The sequence below is a fragment of the Furfurilactobacillus siliginis genome, assembly GCF_001437435.1.
Lineage (GTDB): Bacteria > Bacillota > Bacilli > Lactobacillales > Lactobacillaceae > Furfurilactobacillus > Furfurilactobacillus siliginis.
The window spans coordinates 480-18241 of sequence record NZ_JQCB01000014.1 but is presented as its reverse complement, the minus strand read 5'-3'; the positions used below and the strand labels follow the sequence as shown (position 1 = coordinate 18241).

Annotated in this window: 17 protein-coding genes; 6 read left to right on the top strand and 11 right to left on the bottom strand. The window is 44.3% G+C overall.

The window, feature by feature from the left end; all coding sequences use genetic code 11:
• The first annotated feature begins 116 nt into the window (after nucleotides 1-116).
• Complete coding sequence (locus IV55_RS08515) at nucleotides 117-1310, top strand: multidrug effflux MFS transporter (protein ID WP_057811289.1); 1194 nt, start codon at nucleotides 117-119, stop codon at nucleotides 1308-1310.
• Nucleotides 1311-1574: 264 nt separating this feature from the next.
• Here IV55_RS08515 and IV55_RS08510 read toward each other — a convergent pair whose 3' ends face one another.
• From IV55_RS08510 to IV55_RS08500, 3 genes are all read right to left on the bottom strand, one after another.
• Nucleotides 1575-3128 carry an MFS transporter gene (locus tag IV55_RS08510; RefSeq protein WP_057811287.1) on the bottom strand — a complete coding sequence of 518 codons (1554 nt, stop codon included), beginning with the start codon at nucleotides 3126-3128 and terminating at the stop codon, nucleotides 1575-1577.
• Between the two features lie 73 nt (nucleotides 3129-3201).
• Nucleotides 3202-3531, bottom strand: a complete 330-nt coding sequence (locus tag IV55_RS08505; protein WP_057811285.1) for an ArsR/SmtB family transcription factor — start codon at nucleotides 3529-3531, stop codon at nucleotides 3202-3204.
• Nucleotides 3532-3666: 135 nt separating this feature from the next.
• Entirely contained in the window at nucleotides 3667-4386 is a 720-nt protein-coding gene (locus IV55_RS08500) for a Bax inhibitor-1/YccA family protein (RefSeq protein WP_057811283.1), read from the bottom strand.
• A gap of 205 nt (nucleotides 4387-4591) precedes the next feature.
• On the opposite strand from IV55_RS08500, the gene IV55_RS08495 reads away from it, so the two are divergent.
• Entirely contained in the window at nucleotides 4592-5782 is a 1191-nt protein-coding gene (locus tag IV55_RS08495) for a multidrug effflux MFS transporter (protein ID WP_057811281.1), read from the top strand.
• A 144-nt stretch (nucleotides 5783-5926) separates the two neighbouring features.
• A complete protein-coding gene (locus IV55_RS08490) occupies nucleotides 5927-6337 on the top strand; it encodes a helix-turn-helix domain-containing protein (protein ID WP_057811279.1) in 411 nt (136 codons plus the stop codon).
• A gap of 360 nt (nucleotides 6338-6697) precedes the next feature.
• Here the strand turns inward: IV55_RS08490 and murC are convergent, their stop codons facing one another.
• The 3 genes from murC to ytpR all read right to left on the bottom strand — a co-directional run bounded on the left by murC (nucleotide 6698) and on the right by ytpR (nucleotide 11084).
• The gene (gene murC, locus IV55_RS08485; protein ID WP_057811277.1) at nucleotides 6698-8032 is read right to left on the bottom strand and encodes a UDP-N-acetylmuramate--L-alanine ligase; all 1335 of its coding nucleotides are present in this window, start codon (nucleotides 8030-8032) and stop codon (nucleotides 6698-6700) included.
• A 97-nt stretch (nucleotides 8033-8129) separates the two neighbouring features.
• Nucleotides 8130-10322 (bottom strand): DNA translocase FtsK, encoded by a 2193-nt coding sequence (locus tag IV55_RS08480; RefSeq protein ID WP_057811275.1) that lies wholly within the window; start codon nucleotides 10320-10322, stop codon nucleotides 8130-8132.
• Nucleotides 10323-10445: 123 nt separating this feature from the next.
• Entirely contained in the window at nucleotides 10446-11084 is a 639-nt protein-coding gene (gene ytpR, locus IV55_RS08475; protein WP_057811273.1) for a YtpR family tRNA-binding protein, read from the bottom strand.
• A gap of 145 nt (nucleotides 11085-11229) precedes the next feature.
• Between ytpR and IV55_RS08470 the strand changes: the two genes are divergently transcribed.
• Nucleotides 11230-11577: a hypothetical protein gene (locus IV55_RS08470; protein WP_057811271.1), complete on the top strand. Its 348-nt coding sequence runs from the start codon at nucleotides 11230-11232 to the stop codon at nucleotides 11575-11577.
• A 234-nt stretch (nucleotides 11578-11811) separates the two neighbouring features.
• On the opposite strand, the gene IV55_RS08465 is transcribed toward IV55_RS08470, so the two are convergent.
• From IV55_RS08465 to IV55_RS08445, 5 genes are all read right to left on the bottom strand, one after another.
• Entirely contained in the window at nucleotides 11812-12768 is a 957-nt protein-coding gene (locus IV55_RS08465; RefSeq protein ID WP_083483995.1) for an alpha/beta hydrolase, read from the bottom strand.
• Nucleotides 12746-14107, bottom strand: a complete 1362-nt coding sequence (locus IV55_RS08460) for a PTS sugar transporter subunit IIC (RefSeq protein ID WP_057811269.1) — start codon at nucleotides 14105-14107, stop codon at nucleotides 12746-12748. The genes IV55_RS08465 and IV55_RS08460 overlap by 23 nt, the downstream gene beginning before the upstream one ends.
• Nucleotides 14108-14250: 143 nt before the next feature.
• Nucleotides 14251-14910, bottom strand: coding sequence for a tRNA (guanosine(46)-N7)-methyltransferase TrmB (gene trmB / locus IV55_RS08455; RefSeq protein ID WP_057811267.1), 660 nt, complete (start codon nucleotides 14908-14910; stop codon nucleotides 14251-14253).
• Between the two features lie 28 nt (nucleotides 14911-14938).
• On the bottom strand, nucleotides 14939-16165 hold the full coding sequence (locus IV55_RS08450) for an ABC transporter permease (protein ID WP_162260744.1): 1227 nt from the start codon (nucleotides 16163-16165) through the stop codon (nucleotides 14939-14941).
• A complete protein-coding gene (locus IV55_RS08445) occupies nucleotides 16158-16901 on the bottom strand; it encodes an ABC transporter ATP-binding protein (protein WP_057811264.1) in 744 nt (247 codons plus the stop codon). Before IV55_RS08445 ends, IV55_RS08450 begins: the two co-directional genes overlap by 8 nt.
• A gap of 159 nt (nucleotides 16902-17060) precedes the next feature.
• Between IV55_RS08445 and IV55_RS08440 the strand changes: the two genes are divergently transcribed.
• Together IV55_RS08440 and IV55_RS08435 are read left to right on the top strand one after the other, a co-directional pair.
• Nucleotides 17061-17495: an HIT family protein gene (locus tag IV55_RS08440; RefSeq protein ID WP_057811262.1), complete on the top strand. Its 435-nt coding sequence runs from the start codon at nucleotides 17061-17063 to the stop codon at nucleotides 17493-17495.
• A 1-nt stretch (nucleotide 17496) separates the two neighbouring features.
• On the top strand, nucleotides 17497-17754 hold the full coding sequence (locus IV55_RS08435) for a hypothetical protein (protein ID WP_057811260.1): 258 nt from the start codon (nucleotides 17497-17499) through the stop codon (nucleotides 17752-17754).
• Nucleotides 17755-17762 lie beyond the last annotated feature (8 nt).

Sequence of the window (17762 nt, the reverse complement as noted above, 5' to 3'; positions counted from 1 at the left end):
CAATCAATAAACGCGACGACGTTTTATTTATTCCGGAAGACGTTCGTAGTGTTTTTATCACTGGTGTTTTTGACAGACACCACACGTATATTACAAACAACGTTAGGAGAAAATTAGTGACACAAACTCAGAAAATCAAACCATCACGCTTTTTAACTTTTTTACTTGGTACACTTGCCGCCTTCGGCTCGTTATCCCTTGATATGTACCTGCCTGCACTGCCAAACATTCAAGCGACCATGCACACCTCCGCCGGTGCGGTGCAGGCCAGCATTAGCACATGCCTGATTGGCATGGCTGTGGGTCAACTCTTAATTGGTCCATGGAGCGATCGTGTTGGTCGGCGGCTGCCTTTTATGACCGGTTTAATTGCATTCACGCTTGCTTCCTTTGACCTCATTTTTGCACATAATATTATCGTATTTTTGGTTCTTCGTTTCGTTCAAGGTCTTGCAGGTTCCACTGGTCAAGTTTTATCCCGGGCAATGGCACGCGATTTATTTGAAGGCCCTCGATTGACCAAATTCTATGCCACACTAATGACTGTGATTGGTGTCTTTCCCGTTATCGCACCCATTTTAGGCGCGGCACTCATCGCCTTCTTCTCTTGGCAATCACTCTTCATCACGCTCACCATTATCGGCGCATGGCTTGCCGTCATCAGTTTCTTTGTTTTACCAGAAACGATTACGCCCAAAGCAACCATGACACAGCGACTTGATTTCATGCCGCTATTAAAGAATCGTGCCTTCACGTTAAACACGCTGATGTTGGCCTTAGTCTATGGCGCACTTTTTGCCTACATCTCAGATTCTTCCTTTATTTTTCAAAAAAGTTTCGGCCTGTCTACCAGTCAATTCAGCCTCGTTTATGCTGTAAATGGTGTCGGGTTTGCACTGGGGAGCCAACTGATTGGCCGGCTATCTGGCTCATTTAGTGATCAAGCGTTGGTCAGGTTCGGCTTTTTAGCACCGCTGCTCACAGCCGTCGTCATGATTGTTAATACATTTACGCTCAATAACACCGTGATCTTTATGCTTGGCTTATTTCTGATTGTCACTTTCATGGGTTTTAACACAACTATTACAACTGCTTTGGCAATGGAAAGTACGACCGACAACATCGGTTTAGCCTCTGCTGGTTTAGGTGCTGTATCCCTCTTCATCGGTGGATTGTCATCCCCTTTGGTCAGCCTTTTTAACGCCAGTAATGCCATACCAATGTTGGCAGTCATTGCTGGATTCGAACTGCTAGGTGTTGTTACAGCTCATTTTGGAGGGCAATCCAAGCATTCATCCACATTGCACTAAGATTTACGTTTGACTGCTATATGATCACAAAAAGAGAGTGGGCCAGAAGTCGGGAAGCCGTGAGCAAGACCTAGAACGACCGTACGGGTTGGGTTTCAACCCGGTAGGTTGTTCGTAGTCTGCACAGCGGCTTGACTTTTGGCGCACGTTTCCGCTATTGAAAATCAGAAAACAACAATGGGTCTGTGGACATAATTAGCTATGTCCTCAGACCCACTTTTATTTGCAATCTTTAATTGTGCGAAAATCAAATTCCGCTGCGTACTACTTTGGTTGTGGATCACGTTTAATCATTACCAAGCTTGCGGCTGCCCCAATAATCAACAAGGTCGCAATGAGTCCCGTGGTATGTTGCATCCCAACTTTAAAGGCATTATCGACCACATCGGCGACCTGTTTAAATACCGGTAATTGTTTGAACGGCGCAATTTGTTTGCTTTCCAAAACGCGCCGACCACCTACTGCACCGACCTTCTGCAATGCATCCAGCAACTGTGTTTTTATCGGTGCAGGCAACAAACTAACCTGTGAAAACCCATCACTTAATTGATCTTTATAGCCAGCATTCAAACTGATGCCCAACACGACGACCCCAAATGAAATCCCAACTTGACGAAAAACATTTAAGATACCAGACGCCATGCCAACTTCGTCCTTTTGAACAGCGCTCATCGCCACATTTGAAATTGGTGGATTTACCAATGCATTGCTAATCCCTAGCAGAATGAATCCCCAAAACAGTGACTGCCATTGAAACGGTACTTTAACTAAATGATTGATCAGTAATACACCTGCTGCGCCGATTAACAAGGCGCCACTAATCAACCAGCGATTGCCAATCTTACCAGAGACAATCCCAGCTAGCGGTCCTAAAACAAGTGTAAATGCGCTGATGTAGAGCATTTTGACGCCTGTTTCAAAGGCTGAATAGCCCATGTAGTTTTGCAGCAAAATCGTCAAGTAGGTAAAACCACCATATAAACCAGCGCCTAGCGTAAACGCCGCAATGTTGGCACCAACAAATGATGTGGATTTAAACACGTGCAAATCAATCATTGGATTTTTGACGGTGCGCTCAGTCACAACAAATGCGAGCAAAGACACCAGGCTAAGGCCAAACAAGCCCATAATGTGCCAATTCGTCCAGCTATAACTACTGTGCATTTCTTTTTGAATCAAACCCAGAACCATGCTAAAGATGAAGATTGCACTCAGTAAAACACCGATCACATCTAGTGATTCATTCTTCAGCAGCTTACTTTCTGGAATTAAAATCCACCCTAAAAAGATGACGACAAGCCCGATGGGCAAATTAACTAAAAAGATTGACCGCCAACCGAAGCCATCAACCAACGCACCGCCAATCAATGGACCAGCTGCGCTTGCAAGACCCACGGCACTGCTCCAGACTCCCAGTGCAAGGCCTCGCTTGGCTGGTGGAAATGACGCCGTTACAATCGTCAACGATAACGACATCATGGCTGCACCCCCGGCACCTTGTAGACCACGGAAGATGTTCAACCACGTGTCATCCCCTGCTAGTCCACTGGCAACTGAGCCAATCGTGAAAACGGCCAAACCCAATAAGAAAACACGTTTGCGACCCCAAATGTCGCCCAACTTTGATACCGGTAATAACATCACGGCATAGACCAACGTATAGGCGTTTAAAACCCATTGAATTTCTGTAAAGCTAGCTGAAAATGCCTTTTGCATACTTGGTAATGCCACGTTCACGATGGTGATATCTAACATTGCCATGAACACCGTTAAACTTACGATTCCAAGAATCCACCACTGTTTTGATACTTTTGCCATTTTTGTTAAATCTCCTTTTATGATTATTAGTGCACACAAATGCACTTATAATTTAAATAAAAAACACTCATGCTCACTTAAGATTCATGAGTGCTGTCATATTTTCAGACGTTTGTTGGAACTTGCTAACAATCAAATCGCGATTAATCTGATAGTAGACTTCCCGACCTTCTTTTCTACGTTGCACAATGTTGTACCGAAACATGATGTCCAAGTGCCGTGAAATCACAGATCGGTTTTGTGGGTAGTTATCTGCAATATCTCCTACCGTCATCTCACCATTACTGGCGAGAAAAACAATTAATTCACTACGTACCGGATCAAAGACAGTTCGGAAAAAATCAATGTCCACATTATCTCTAATCAACTGCTTGCATTCATCAGAACCGTGTTCAACTGACATTTCATCACCTCGTTGATTATAATACATGCATGTGTGAGCATACGTCAACATATTCATAAAAAAATGTTTCGCCTTGCACGCACAAAAAAACGTGCGTAGACAAAAGTAATTCTGTCTGCACACGCCCCTGGTTATCTAGTTACGATTACCACCGTAACCAAAGATCTGTAAGATGTTGATAAAGATGTTGATGAAATCAAGGTATAACTGAAGTGCGCCCTGGATGGCTAAACCACCTAATGATACTTGATTCCCATATTGTTCATAAACGCGACGCATCCGTTGTGTATCCCAAGCAGTCAACACGACGAAGATCCCCACAATGATAAAGCTAAACACGAAGCTAATGATGCTTGAACGTAAGAACAAGTTGATTAAGCTCACAATGATAACACCAAACAGTGCAAAGCCCATTTGCGTGCCAATCCGGCTCAAATCACGATGCGTTGTCGCCCCATAAAATGACATCCCACCGAAGATAGCGGCTGATGCAAAGAATGCAGAGAAAATCGTTGCACTCGCATACTGGATGAAAATGGTCGATAACATCAAGCCATTAACGGCCGCAAAGCCCATTAGCATGACTAACCCAGCCGTTGGGTTCCGATTCGCCTGAAAGTTGCTACCCATTACTAAACCAAGTTCAGCAATGATTAGCACCCACATAAACCACCGGTTGGCGGCTAAGAAACCAAAGTACTGGTTAGCGAACACGACACCGGCTAGAACAGCAACGATCGCTGATACTAAAACGGCGACTCCCATGTAACCAAAGACGCGGCTCATAAAGGCCGATAACCCAGACGCCTGGCTGTTCACTTCGCGACGAGGCTGTTGATATTCATTATTGTTCACGAAAATCCCTCATTTCAAATTATTGTTTGACAAATACTGACTAATCTTTATCTGGTTGTATTCTAACAGATTCATACCAACACGCAAGCGTTTCACACACGAAACCTGCAACTTTACAATTCCTTATGCTCCCGCCTAGTCATTTCAGTCATAGACAGCTAAAATGGTTGGATAGCAAACAAACACATAGGGAGTTCAGACAAACATGCAAGTGAAAAAAACGTTACCCAAACCTGGTGCCTTCTTAATTTTACTATTGGGTACCTTATCGGCCTTTGGTCCTTTGTCCTTAGATATGTATTTACCCGCTCTCCCACAGATCCAAGCAAACTTACATACCTCATCGGCCGCAGTTCAAGCCAGTATCAGTGCCTGTTTAATCGGTATGGCTGTGGGTCAGTTATTCATTGGTCCATGGAGTGATCGTGTTGGCCGCCGCAAACCGCTTTTAGCTGGTCTGGTTGTCTTCACCTTAACGTCGATTGCGCTAATCTTTGTTCATAGCATTACATTTTTTTTAGTCCTACGAGTGCTACAGGGTCTCGCAGGGTCAGCCGGCCAAGTTCTATCCCGGGCAGTTGCTCGTGATCTTTTTGAAGGTGAACGCCTGACAAAGTTCTATGCCACATTGATGACTGTCAACGGCATCTTTCCGGTGATTGCCCCTATCTTAGGCGCAGGGCTAGTCACTATCTTCCCATGGGAATCGATTTTTGTAACACTTGCACTTATTGGTGCCCTGCTCGTTGCTGCCAGTTACTTTGGTTTACCTGAAACGGCAACCATTTCACAGGGTCCAGCTGAAAAGCTAGATTTCAAATCTGTCTTGGGCAATGGTCGGTTTATGTTGAACGCTACGTTGCTGGCCTTTGTTTACGGTGCCTTATTTACTTACATCGCAGATTCCTCATTCATCTTCCAAAAGGATTTCGGCCTATCCACCGCTGGCTTTAGTGTCATTTACGCCATCAATGGTTTGGGTATCGCCTTAGGGAGCCAGTTGGCAGGTCGCATCTCCGGCCATCTAAGCGAACAAAATATCGCCCGTTTAGGATTTTTCATGCCTTTAGTCAGTTGTATTGTGCTCGCCATAAACGCGCTTACCATTAATAGCTTAATCGTATTTACGGTTGCACTGTGGGTCGTTGTTATGTTCGTCGGTTTCAATAGTACGATCACCACGGCAATCGCGATGGAAAGTACGAGCAAAAACATTGGGACTGCTTCGGCTGTGCTAGGAACTTTATCACAACTGGTCGGCGGTATTGCTTCGCCGTTGGTCGGACTATTTGGCTCTAACACTGCCATGCCAATGATTATTATGATTGCCGTTTTTGAAACACTTGGGTTAGTGTTACTTCAATTTAGCGGTTCCAAAACACCTGTTACTCATTGATAATTGTTATACCCAATAACTGATTTTAATAGGCTTTGTTAACATTACGGGCATAAATGCAACTCGGTTTTCCATCATCAGTGCTAGCGTGTTTCTCACGCGCTCCTTACTATGAAATCAACCTAACGAAAAGGACGTGTGTTTATGAATAACACAATCTTTCAACAAAATCTTATCAAGCTTCGCAAACAATCCCAGTTATCGCAAAGCGACTTAGCCGAGCAGCTCAATATTTCGCGTCAGTCAATTTCAAAATGGGAAAACGGTGAAACCACTCCCGATTTAACCAGCTTAGTTAAACTGACGGAAGTACTCCATGTTGATCTTGACGAACTGGTACTAAACAAACATCCGCAAACCGATACTGGCTTAAAATCAGCCATAAAAAAAGCGACAACTCCAGATAAAGCCGATCAAGATTGGCACGAGAATCATCGTTGGCGGCAATGGTATTATCAGCCAATTACGAATGGTTGGGAATTTCTAGCACGGTATTACTGGATCGTACTCGCTATTATTGGCATGCTTGGGTGGCTCGTATGGGGAAAACGATAACTACAGAATGGGTCTGTGGACATAACTAATTATGTCCACAGACCCATTGTTGTTCTCTAGGTTTCAATAGCGGAAACGTGCATCAAAAGTCAAGTCGCTGTGCAGAGGACGAACAACCTACCGGATTGAAGACCAAGCCGCACGGCCGTTCTAGGTCTTGCTCGCTACTTCCCGACTTTTGTCTCACTCTCATCTGACCTGTGCTGTTTATAATTCGGAGGGGAGTTGCCTTTCATACATCCAAAACGCAAAAAAAGACCCTGTTTCCTGCGCAGAACCTGGCCGCTGTCCGGAGCTAAAGCTCCTACCACCGTCCTTGTTCTTGCTCGGAAACACCTGGGTCTTTTTTTGCTCTGTTCTCTAGTTTTTATTCAAACTTGAATTACTCAATAAAGTTTCATACTCACGTTCATACTTTTGCACGTCACCGGCACCCATGAAAATTGCCACTGCATCGTGAAAATCAAGCAATGGTGACATATTATCTAAAGTCAGCACTTCGCCGCCCTTAACGATTTTCGCACCAAGATCGGCACTAGAAACCGTACCGGTCTTTTCACGAGCGGAACCGAAGATGTTTGTCAGATAAACCTTATCAGCCAAGTTCAGGCTCTTGGCGAAGTCATCCATCAACGCAATCGTACGAGTAAAGGTATGTGGTTGGAACACCGCAATTAATTCCTTATCAGGATACTTTTGACGAGCGGCATCGATAGTTGCCTTGATTTCAGATGGATGGTGCGCGTAGTCATCAATAATGGTCATGTCAGCTACTTTACGTTCTGAGAAGCGTCGTTTGACCCCTTGGAACGACAATAATTCCTTGCGCAAGTCATCCATATCAACCTTTTCAAAGTGCGCCACAGCAATGACCGCTAAGCTATTTAGCACGTTGTGTTCACCAAACAATTGAATTTCAAAGTTGCCAATGAATTCATCGTGAATGTAAACATCAAAGTTTGAGCCCTTTGTAGTCCGCTTGATATTACGAGCTTGAATGTCGTCATTAGTACCAACACCGTAATAATAAACTGGTACATTTGCAATCAACTTACGCAGTTCTGGATCATCGCCCCATGCAAAAATGGCTTTATTAACTTGCCCAGCAAACGTTTCAAACGCATCATACACATCGTCGATCCCCTTATAGTAGTCAGGGTGATCAAAGTCAATGTTTGTCATAATGGCATAATCTGGGTGGTAAGCCAAGAAGTGACGACGGTATTCGTCAGCTTCAAAGACAAAGAAGCGTGAGTTAGGCGTTCCTTTTCCAGTGCCATCACCAACGAGGTAACTTGTTGGTGCGATACCGCTCAATACATGTGCTAACAGACCAGTCGTGCTGGTTTTTCCATGCGCACCTGCAACACCAATACTGGTATATCCACTCATTAACTGACCCAAAAATTCATGGTAACGAACAACTGTCAGACCAAGTTCTTTGGCCCGTACAATTTCAGGGTGCGTATCAGGGAACGCATTTCCGGCAATAACCGTTAGCCCTTCATGTAAATTGGCAGGATCAAATGAGTAAATCTTGATTCCAGCTTGTTCCAATGGGCGTTGTGTAAACGTGTATTGATCAATATCTGATCCTTCCACACGATCACCACGGTCATGCAAAATTAGCGCCAACGACGCCATTCCTGATCCTTTGATCCCGACGAAATAATAGGTTGTGTCTGTGTTATTCATGACTATTGGGCTCCTTCATACTACAAACATTTTTTAATAATTAACTATAATGTACCAATTTTCTGGTGGAACTTACAGGTGAAAACGCGACTTTTACTTAATCTTCAGTGATTGTTGCAAGCTTTTCAGGTGTTAGAAAGACTTCTCGCGGTTTTGACCCCTGCTGAGCAGAGACATAACCATTGCCCTCTAACTGATCAACAAGGTTTGCCGCACGGTTATAGCCAATGGAAAATACCCGCTGTAACTTAGAGGTCGATACAGTCTTTTCATCCGCGATATACGTCAAAACCTCTGGCCACAGGTCATCTTGATCTTCAGCTGCAATTTCAGTTGCTAATAATTGCTTAGGCTCAAACGCATAATGTGGTGCCATTTGTTCGCGTACAAACGCTGTCACCGCATCAATTTCATCATCCACAAACGTCCCTTGCAGCCGAATTGGCTGACTTTTACCATTACCAAGATACAACATGTCACCACGTCCTAATAGACGTTCAGCACCGGCAGTATCTAAAATGGTACGAGAATCCACCTGGCTTGCAACCATAAATGCAACTCGTGTTGGAATATTATTCTTAATGGTTCCTGTCACAACATCTACAGATGGACGTTGCGTGGCCACTAACAGATGTAACCCCGCGGCCCGCGCCTTTTGCGTAATCCGTGCGATGTAATCTTGCACTTCCGAAGCCGCTACCATCATCAAATCAGCCAGTTCATCAATAATGATCAAAATGTACGGCATTTTCTGCTCAGGATGACCACTCGCTTCAGCCTTGTCGTTGTATTGCTCAATGTTCCGTGCCCCAGCCGCAGCTAAGCGTTGATAACGTTCTTCCATTTCATTAACCGCCCATTTTAAGGCGGCTGCGGCTGCTTGTGGTTCAGAAACCACAGGTGCCAGCAGATGTGGAATACCGTTGTATGGTGCCATTTCAACGGCCTTTGGATCAATTAAAATCAGCTTAACTTCTTGTGGCGTTGCCTTATACAAAATCGACATCAGCAGGCTGTTGATGAACACAGATTTACCAGAACCAGTAGCCCCAGCAATCAAACCGTGCGGCATTTTTCTTAAATCTGTGACCTGTGGCTGACCAAACAAGTCAACACCTAAGGCAACCGTCAAGGGCGACAAACTATTTTGGAACGCATCTGAACGCAACACTTCTGACAACATGACCGGACGTGACTTCAAATCTGGAATTTCAATGCCGACCGTCGATTTACCAGGAATTGGCGCCTCAATACGAATGTCCTTAGCAGCCAAAACCATCTTCAAATCATCTTGTAAGTTGGTGATTTTATTGACCCGTACGCCCGGTCCCAAACGTACTTGAAACTGTGTAACAGTAGGTCCGACCGTATAGTCGACCACTTCCCCATCGACATTAAAACTACTTAATGTCGCATTAAGCGTATCAATTTGCTGTTCGATCCATGCATCCAACTTTTCTTCGTTTCGTTGAACAGGTGGCTCTAATAAATCCAAATCTGGGAAATGGTACGTCAGAAGATCTTTATCACCCTCATTGGCATACGTTCGCCCACTGGGTAATGCGTCGATAACTGGTGTTGCTTCTTCATCAGAATCAGCGTGATCATGATTAAATAAAGCCAAGTCTTTTTGACCATTTTGTTCTTCATTTAAAATATCAGCTAGACCATGCCCAAGTGCCGGTTTACTGTGCGTTACTTCGGCTGATGAATGAATAACCGGTAGTGGCTTTGTGACAGCACTTGTCGTCGGAAGTTCACTTTCCACTAATGTCATTGACGCGGCCGAGGTCGATTGACTGTTGCTTGTACTCATCGACGTCACCGTTGCCAGTGAAGCTGGTTGCACAGCAGTGCTGACTAAACTGGTTGCATTTGAAACGCTGTTAATCTCGACTGTGCTGTCAGAATGTGACCAGTCATCTTGTCCCCAACTGCTAGCGACTGGTTTTTCAGCCTCCGAAAAAGCAACAGACGCCGTGGAATATGGTTTAGCAACCGCAGAGACATAAGCCTCATCATCAGTTGCCACACTAGTTGCATGGCGTAATCCATGAACGCGTGGCTTGATTGTTTGTTGAATCGCCCGCGCCTGCTGAGAAGCATACATACTAGCAGTATCGCGATCCATTTCAACTTCGTCATTGCCAAAACGCACTGGTGCTGCTGATTCAACTGGTGCTGCAGCGCTTGCTTTCGCTGGTAAAGCACGTTGCTGTCTTCGTTCACGTGCTTGAAGAAGTGCTTCCGGATGCTGCCGGAAGAAAGTCGGCCCGTCATAATGTTTCATTATTCAATCTCACCTAAATTTAAGTCTATTTTTCGGCAAACATTCACTTACTAAAAAAGGAAGGCCACAGCCTCCCAAATCAATTCAAATTCATGATTGTATACACTAGCCTAAACGTTTGTGTTAGGCAAAAAGCGTATTACCTTTGTCAAAATCAAAAGGTGTGCCCACTTTTGCAAAGTCCTCAGGCAGAATCAAGGCACCTTTTTGTTGCGGTGCATTTTGTAAATGAAGTTCGCGACCACTGGTAATCATACCATTTGACGATACCCCACGCAATTCACCCGGCCAAATAATCCCGCCGTCTGGCATCAAAGCACCCACCTTTGCAACGACCACGTAAATGTCAGCCTGCATATTCGGTGAGCCACTGACAATCTGTAACGATTCATCATTGTCAACACGTGTTTTTGTTACTAACAAATGATCTGAATCTGGATGTGGCTCAGCACTTTCAACATACCCAACGACGAATTTTGCATCATTGTCAGCAAGCAACTCAGGTGCGAATCCAACCGCTGTTAAATGCTTGTTTAAAGCAGTCACCTGCGCTTCAGTTAACGTTACTGGACCGTTCGTTACTAACGATGCATCAATTGCATCCGCCTGCAAAAAGTTAAAACCGAGCGTCTTATCAGTTGCTGGGTCAAATACCCGAGCCACGTCGTCTTTGATCGTAACTGTTTGCGTCGCCACGTCTGGTGCCAAAATGGTTACTAAAACGTTAGGTGATGCTTGTTGGTTCATACTTGCGATTAGCATGTTTTGCCTCCGTTTATAAATGTCATTGTTAAAGTTTAGCCTCTCCTGTCACGCTGGTCAATACGTGCCCTCATTTTCATCTATTGGGCAGTTGGTGTACACTGTGTGAAAACAAATCTGATGAAATGTCTAGGAGGCGCTTTTCGTGAGTCGCAAACAACAAGCAGGTCACTTAACCTTACTAGCTGGCATGGGAATTGCTGCCGGTCTAGGAATTGGCGCATTCGTGCGCACTCGGCAGTTTAAACATCCCGATCATATTTTAACAAACGTCAAAGCTTCTTTTCGTAAGTCAGGCCCACTTGATGGGGCCTGGATCGAGCATCATCCAGTTCCATTTAAGCGGTTTGGCACACAGGCCATGGTTTATCAAGGCGGTGTCATGAAGCATGAGGATGGTCAGTTAATCGTGTACGATTTTCTGGCTGATTCAAAATCAGGAAAAGTTGTTGACGTTTGGAAAGATAGTTTAGTCGTGACCGATAACGTTTAAAGGACGCGCGCCAGGAAGATGCGAGTGAGATTTAAAACTGCCATACTGATTCCGGTATCACTCACAGTCTGCACAGCAACCTGACGTTTGACCCACATTTTCACTGTTTAAGTTCGTAAAACAAAAGTAGTTTCTGGTACATTCTATCCTATGTCCACTCTCGTTAAAAAATTGGCTCTGAGACAAGTGCATTTGTCTCAGAGCCAATTTTTTTGATTCACAAACCTAAACAGACTACTTCCGCGAATTACCGGAACCTTGTTGATCCGAATCCAGCATTTTATCTTTTTTCTGATTCGTGGTGCCACTGTCCGGTCGCCGTTGCCGATTTTGAAACTGCAGTAAATTTTGTGACATCAGGCCCACGATTTGCTTGTTCTCCGGCAAATCAGAATGTTCAGCGTCACTCCCAGTTACCGTCAGCTCCGTGAAATGAGCCACCTGATCTTGATACACATACTTGCCGGCATATACACTTTCAACCGGCACAATGCCATCATTCGTGTAATTCTCCGTCCCTGCCACCAAATACACATTCAGTGAGTTTGGCAGTTTATTACGGTTATCGACCATGTTATCTAGCATCGCCACACGTTTATCCTGATCCTTGCCCTCCAGGTTAAACGGCGTGCCTAACATCATCAGTTCATGCATACGGTATTGTGACTGGTTAAAGTAATCTTCCAAAAACAGGGTATAAACCAGTCCACCATTTGAATGACCAAATCCGGAAAAGTTATTAAAGTGATACGTTTTAGCTAGGTAATTAAACGCAATGTTAAACCACCGCGCCTGGCGTTTGATATTCGGGTAGCCATCTGAATTATTCGCGAAGGCAACAACGAAAAATGGCGCGTTATCACCAGCACGAACTTGACCGCTGACCTGTAACTGGTCATTTTCCTTCACCGTGATTTTAACCACACTGTGTTGCACAGGGGCTCCTGCCCGACGACCAGTTCCAGGCGTAAGTCCCTGCCCAGAATTAATTGTTTTAATTAAATCATCAAACCGATTTTGCCCCGCTGATGAGCCCGGAATAAAAATGACCGGCGACATTTGCGACTGTCGAATGACACGCGTTTTCGTCACGGTATGTTTAACCCACGGAACCGTCAAGCCACCAACGACTACCAAAAAGACAATCACACCGGTTAGCCACCACCATCTAGCTGTTCTTGCTTGTTTCATGGCGTGCCTCCGTTTTTTCGCGTAGTCGTTCTTCTCGCTTGATTAACAATGTCTGCAACCTGTTTTCGTTCTTAACAAACGGAATGAACAACAAAATATCAATAATAAATAAACCAACGGAAACGACCAGCATGGCAACATCCCCACCTGTGCCAGCGTAACCTTGCAAAATCCCCGGTGTCGTCCAAGGAATTCGATAAACAGCTGGTGGCACAATGCGTGCTTTAATCAACATGGCACCAACAATCATATTAAACACAGGCACAAAAATCATTGGTAACAGATAAATCGAATTGAAAATCATTGGAATACCAACTAAGCCAATACCAGAAACGTTGGAAAGCGTCGGCAACAACCCCATCATGGATAATCGCCGTTCCCGATGAACAATCCCAACTAAGATGATCGCAATCATTAACGCTAACATACCGCCGATTCCACCGATATTACCAAAAATGTCATATAGCGTATGTAGCGTAATCGGATATGGTGCCCCAAAGGATGTGTGATGCGCCTGCGCAAATTGATAGTTAGCACCTGCGTAAGTCGTATAAGTCGCTAACCGTGGCTGCGCAATCGGGCTGGCCACACCAATAAACATCAACAACCCACTTACTAAGGTGGAACCAATAATCGCTGAAACATGCGTCGTCGCCTTGCCTAAAGTGATGCTAGCGACCCCTTCATTTAAAATTCCCAGTGGACCGCGCACAGTAACTAAACTGACTAACCAGCCTAATAGCACAAAGAGTGTCACTACTAGTACAAGTGGTAAAAACATCCGCTGTGAGCGACGAAATAAACGGTCATCTTCAGTGACCATTGGATCCATCATTGCTGGCGGTGTAATCCACTTCATCCGGAAAATTTGGCCAACGATAATGCCTGTCAAGAAAGCTAAAAATAAGCCTCGTAAACCAAAGTTATCAAATAGGAACAAATTATCTGGGCTACGGTAGTCATAATTTAAAATCAAATAAGCGGCTCCACTAGCTAATCCTGTCGTCATCTTATCTAAATGAAAGAATTCAGCATAATAATAGCCCACTAAATAGGCCGCACAAATACTAATCACCACGTTTAACATGATTACGAGATCTGATAACAGGTCACCGGTGATCATTACTATTTTATTGCCAACTGGTAGATGGAAAATCTGAAAGTAGAACCCATCTGGTGACAGCCAGGCTGCATTTAACCAATTTAATAACACGTCCAATAGCACAAACGGAAATAAGATAGTCAGCGCGTGACGAATCACCGCGGCAAATGACCGTTCCCGAAAAAATAATGCAATTTCACCATTGCGCGCGTGATATGCCTGTAACCATCGCTTCATAACTCGTCCTCCACTCACTGTGTCACGTAATTTATACCGCTCTCACATGGGTAACGCAATGATGACCTGCAAAAAAATAGACGATCGGTGATTCAGCTCGCGTTAAGCAAGCTGGATCACCGATTGTCTATTTTGATTGATATTTACTTTTCAGGAATGCGGGCCACTAATCGATAAATTGGTTGACCTTTGGCCGCAAATTTTTGTTCATACTCTGTTTCAATATTTTCTAGTTGACCTTCGCTAGCTGCCACGTCTGTATGCAAATCTAAGGATAATTCGCGCAAATCCAATCCAAACGCTGCCATACTCATGATTGAGTACTCAAACAAGTGTCGATTGTCGGTTTTAAATTGAATGTTGCCGCCATTTCCCAGCACTGCCGAATAGCTTGCTAAGAATGTTTTTGACGTCAGTCGACGTTTTTCATGGCGTGTTTTAGGCCATGGATCAGAAAAGTTCAGGTACAGCTTTGCGACTTCTCTTGGTTCAAAGAAATTTTCAATTCCCTGTCCGTCAGCAAGCACCCACTGTAAATTCGTCAATTCTTCAGGCAAGGATGTTTTCAGTGCTGCTGCCAACACTGATTTTTGCAATTCAATTCCAACAAAATTTAATTCTGGATGTGCCTTTGCCATCCCAATCAAAAATTGTCCTTTACCGGTACCAACCTCTACATGTAATGGCTGTTGACTGGCAAAGCGGTCTTGCCAATGGCCCCGATACTGAGCTGGTTCAAGCACAATCGCCTTTTCATTGTCGGCAATCAATGTATCTGCCCATGGTTTATTTCGAACACGCATAACTAAAAACTCCTTTTTAAATGGTCACTTAAGACGCCATTTTCTTTAAACGTAACTGACTATACCAGCCAATAAAAATCACTAATTCAAGGGCTAACGCTAAACTATCGATGCCTAGACGCTGCCACGACCAGTTAACGACAACATCTACTACTACTAATGCCAGCGCAGTCCCAGTTAAAATAATCGTCAGCACGTGACGGAACGCCTGCAATCGACTTTGCACAGAAATCGGATACAGATGTGTAAAGACATTGCCTTCATACTGCCGATAAAATGGTAACAGCTGGAACCCAATCAGGTAGACAGCCAACAACATAATTAGCAAACTCAACCACTGATTATGAATGAATACTAATAATAGCATACCAATCACAGTTAACCGAATCACTAATCCAAAGGCATCTCCATCGCGACCCAAGCCACGCGTAAACAACAACCGGTATGGATTACGACTTTTGCCACTCATTAGACGCCACACTGGATCCAAGTAACGACGTCGATGAACTTGACTCGCCAATTGTGGTACATCCGTAAACAAATTGAAGAAGCGATATAAAGTCATCATTCGCGCCGCTTCATCATTTACTAACTGATGCCAAGCAAGTTGGCCCTTTTGCCAATGCTGACCAAGTTGATACTGCGACCAACCAGCGCTCACGACTGCCAGTACTAATCCTAGCCAAGGTGTCACCCACAAAGCTACTGTAAATGTAACCACTGGTACGCCCCATGACCACAATAACTGCTGCACTCGTCTTTGCCGTGTTTGCAACATTGCCTGGCGCACATGTCCGTTTATAACGCTGAATTTCACCAGCAATTGACTTATTAAAATAAGTAACGCAGCGGTAAATGACAGCTGATCACCCTGTGCCAAAAATGGCAGAAGCACCAGCCAAACAGCGCCTTGCATGAGTGATCCCATCAGGAAACTATAATTGCGTGCATGACGTAAATAAGCATGCATTTTGGTTTCAGCAGGCAATAAAAAAACTGTATCCGCTGGTTCAATCAGTGTTGCTAAGCGCCCCAACTGACTGGTCAACGTTAAAACAAACAGCGTCAAGGCTGGTCCCCACCACACACCGTTGATCAGCGTTTTTAGGCCACTTTGATAGGCATAGCCCAAGGCACCACAAAAGAAGAATAATGCGATGACAAAATGATCGGTAAACACTAAGCGCAGATATTTGAGTAAAAAACCAATATGTCGCGACAGTCGATGCGCAAATAAACGATTTAAATCAGTCATTGGCATCCCGTTCTCCATTTGCAAGCGTCAAATAAATATCCTCTAACGAGTCGCCAGCTTCCGGAAAGGCAGCCTGTAGTTCTGGTAATGTCCCTGCGACACGCACCTGTCCATCATGTAATAGTACAAAACGGTCACAATATTTTTCCGCATTAGCTAACACATGCGTCGACATCAACACGGAAGCACCGCGCGACTTTGCGTCTTCAATCAGCGTCAGTAAATCATGCACCGCCACAGGATCTAAACCCAAAAATGGTTCATCAATGATGAATACCGGTGCCTCAGTCATAAAGGCATTCACAATCATAACTTTTTGTTTCATCCCTTTTGAAAAGTTGGCTGGAAACCAATTCAATTTATTATCGAGACGAAATTTCTTTAATAGTTCATGCGCCCGTTTCCAAGTAGCTTGTTCATCTAAGCCATAGGCCATCATCGTTAAGGTTAATGTCTCCTCGAGCGTTAGTTCATCATATAAAACAGGCATTTCAGGAATGTACGCAATTTGCTGTTTATACGCTTGCGCATCATTGATCAACTCAACACCGCCAACGCGAATATGTCCGCGTTGCGGTGTTAATAAGCCAATAATGTGATTAATAGTTGTCGATTTTCCAGCACCGTTTAAGCCAATCAGTCCCACGACCTCACCGTCGGCAACGGAAAAGTTCACATCTTTTAGGACCGGCACCTGTGAATAACCGCCCACTAAATGTTCAATTTCAATGCTCATGAAAACGTCCTTTCCATCGTAAAATGCTGTGATGATTATAGCATATCTAAACCATGTCACTTCATGATAAAACACTCGCCAAGTAAGGCGTCCACTGTCCCTTCTCTTTCAGAATGTGTATAATCAACTTAACGTAACAAACATGAGGAGGACACATTAATGCTGGATGACGATTGTATTTTTTGCAAAATCATTAAAGGTGATATTCCAAGCTACACTGTCTACGAAGACGATGTTGTAAAAGCGTTCCTAGATATTTCACAAGGGACTCCCGGACACACGCTGGTGATTCCAAAGACACATGTCCCTGATATTTTTGCGTACGATGAAACGTTAGCTGAACAAGTCTTTGCAAGAATTCCAAAGATTGCACGGGCAGTTCGAGCTTCGAATCCTGCCATCACAGGCATGAATATCGTCAATAACAACGGTACCGTCGCCTACCAGTCAGTCTTCCACTCTCACTTTCACCTGGTACCTCGCTACACGGATGACGATGACTTCAAGATGATCTTCAAAGATAACAGTGACAACTATGACGACGCTCAGTACCAAAAGTTACAAGCGGCGATCAAGGCTAACATGGAGGCCTAACATGTTCACAAAACTAATTGCACCAATTCGTGAATTCATCGAAGGCATTCATAACTTCACGGCGTCTTTAACTAACTTACGGCAAAAGCTGAGCCGGTTAGAAGAGACAGCCAACGAAGCGCAGAAAACTGCCACGGAAATTGGAAAATCCGTGAACAAGTTTCAATTCAAAACCGATGCTCATCAAAAGGTGTTGCAAGAAGGTTTGGACAAGTTAAATGCAGATTTAGATGATTTGAATCGGCGAATTTCACGGTAGCTGCTGAT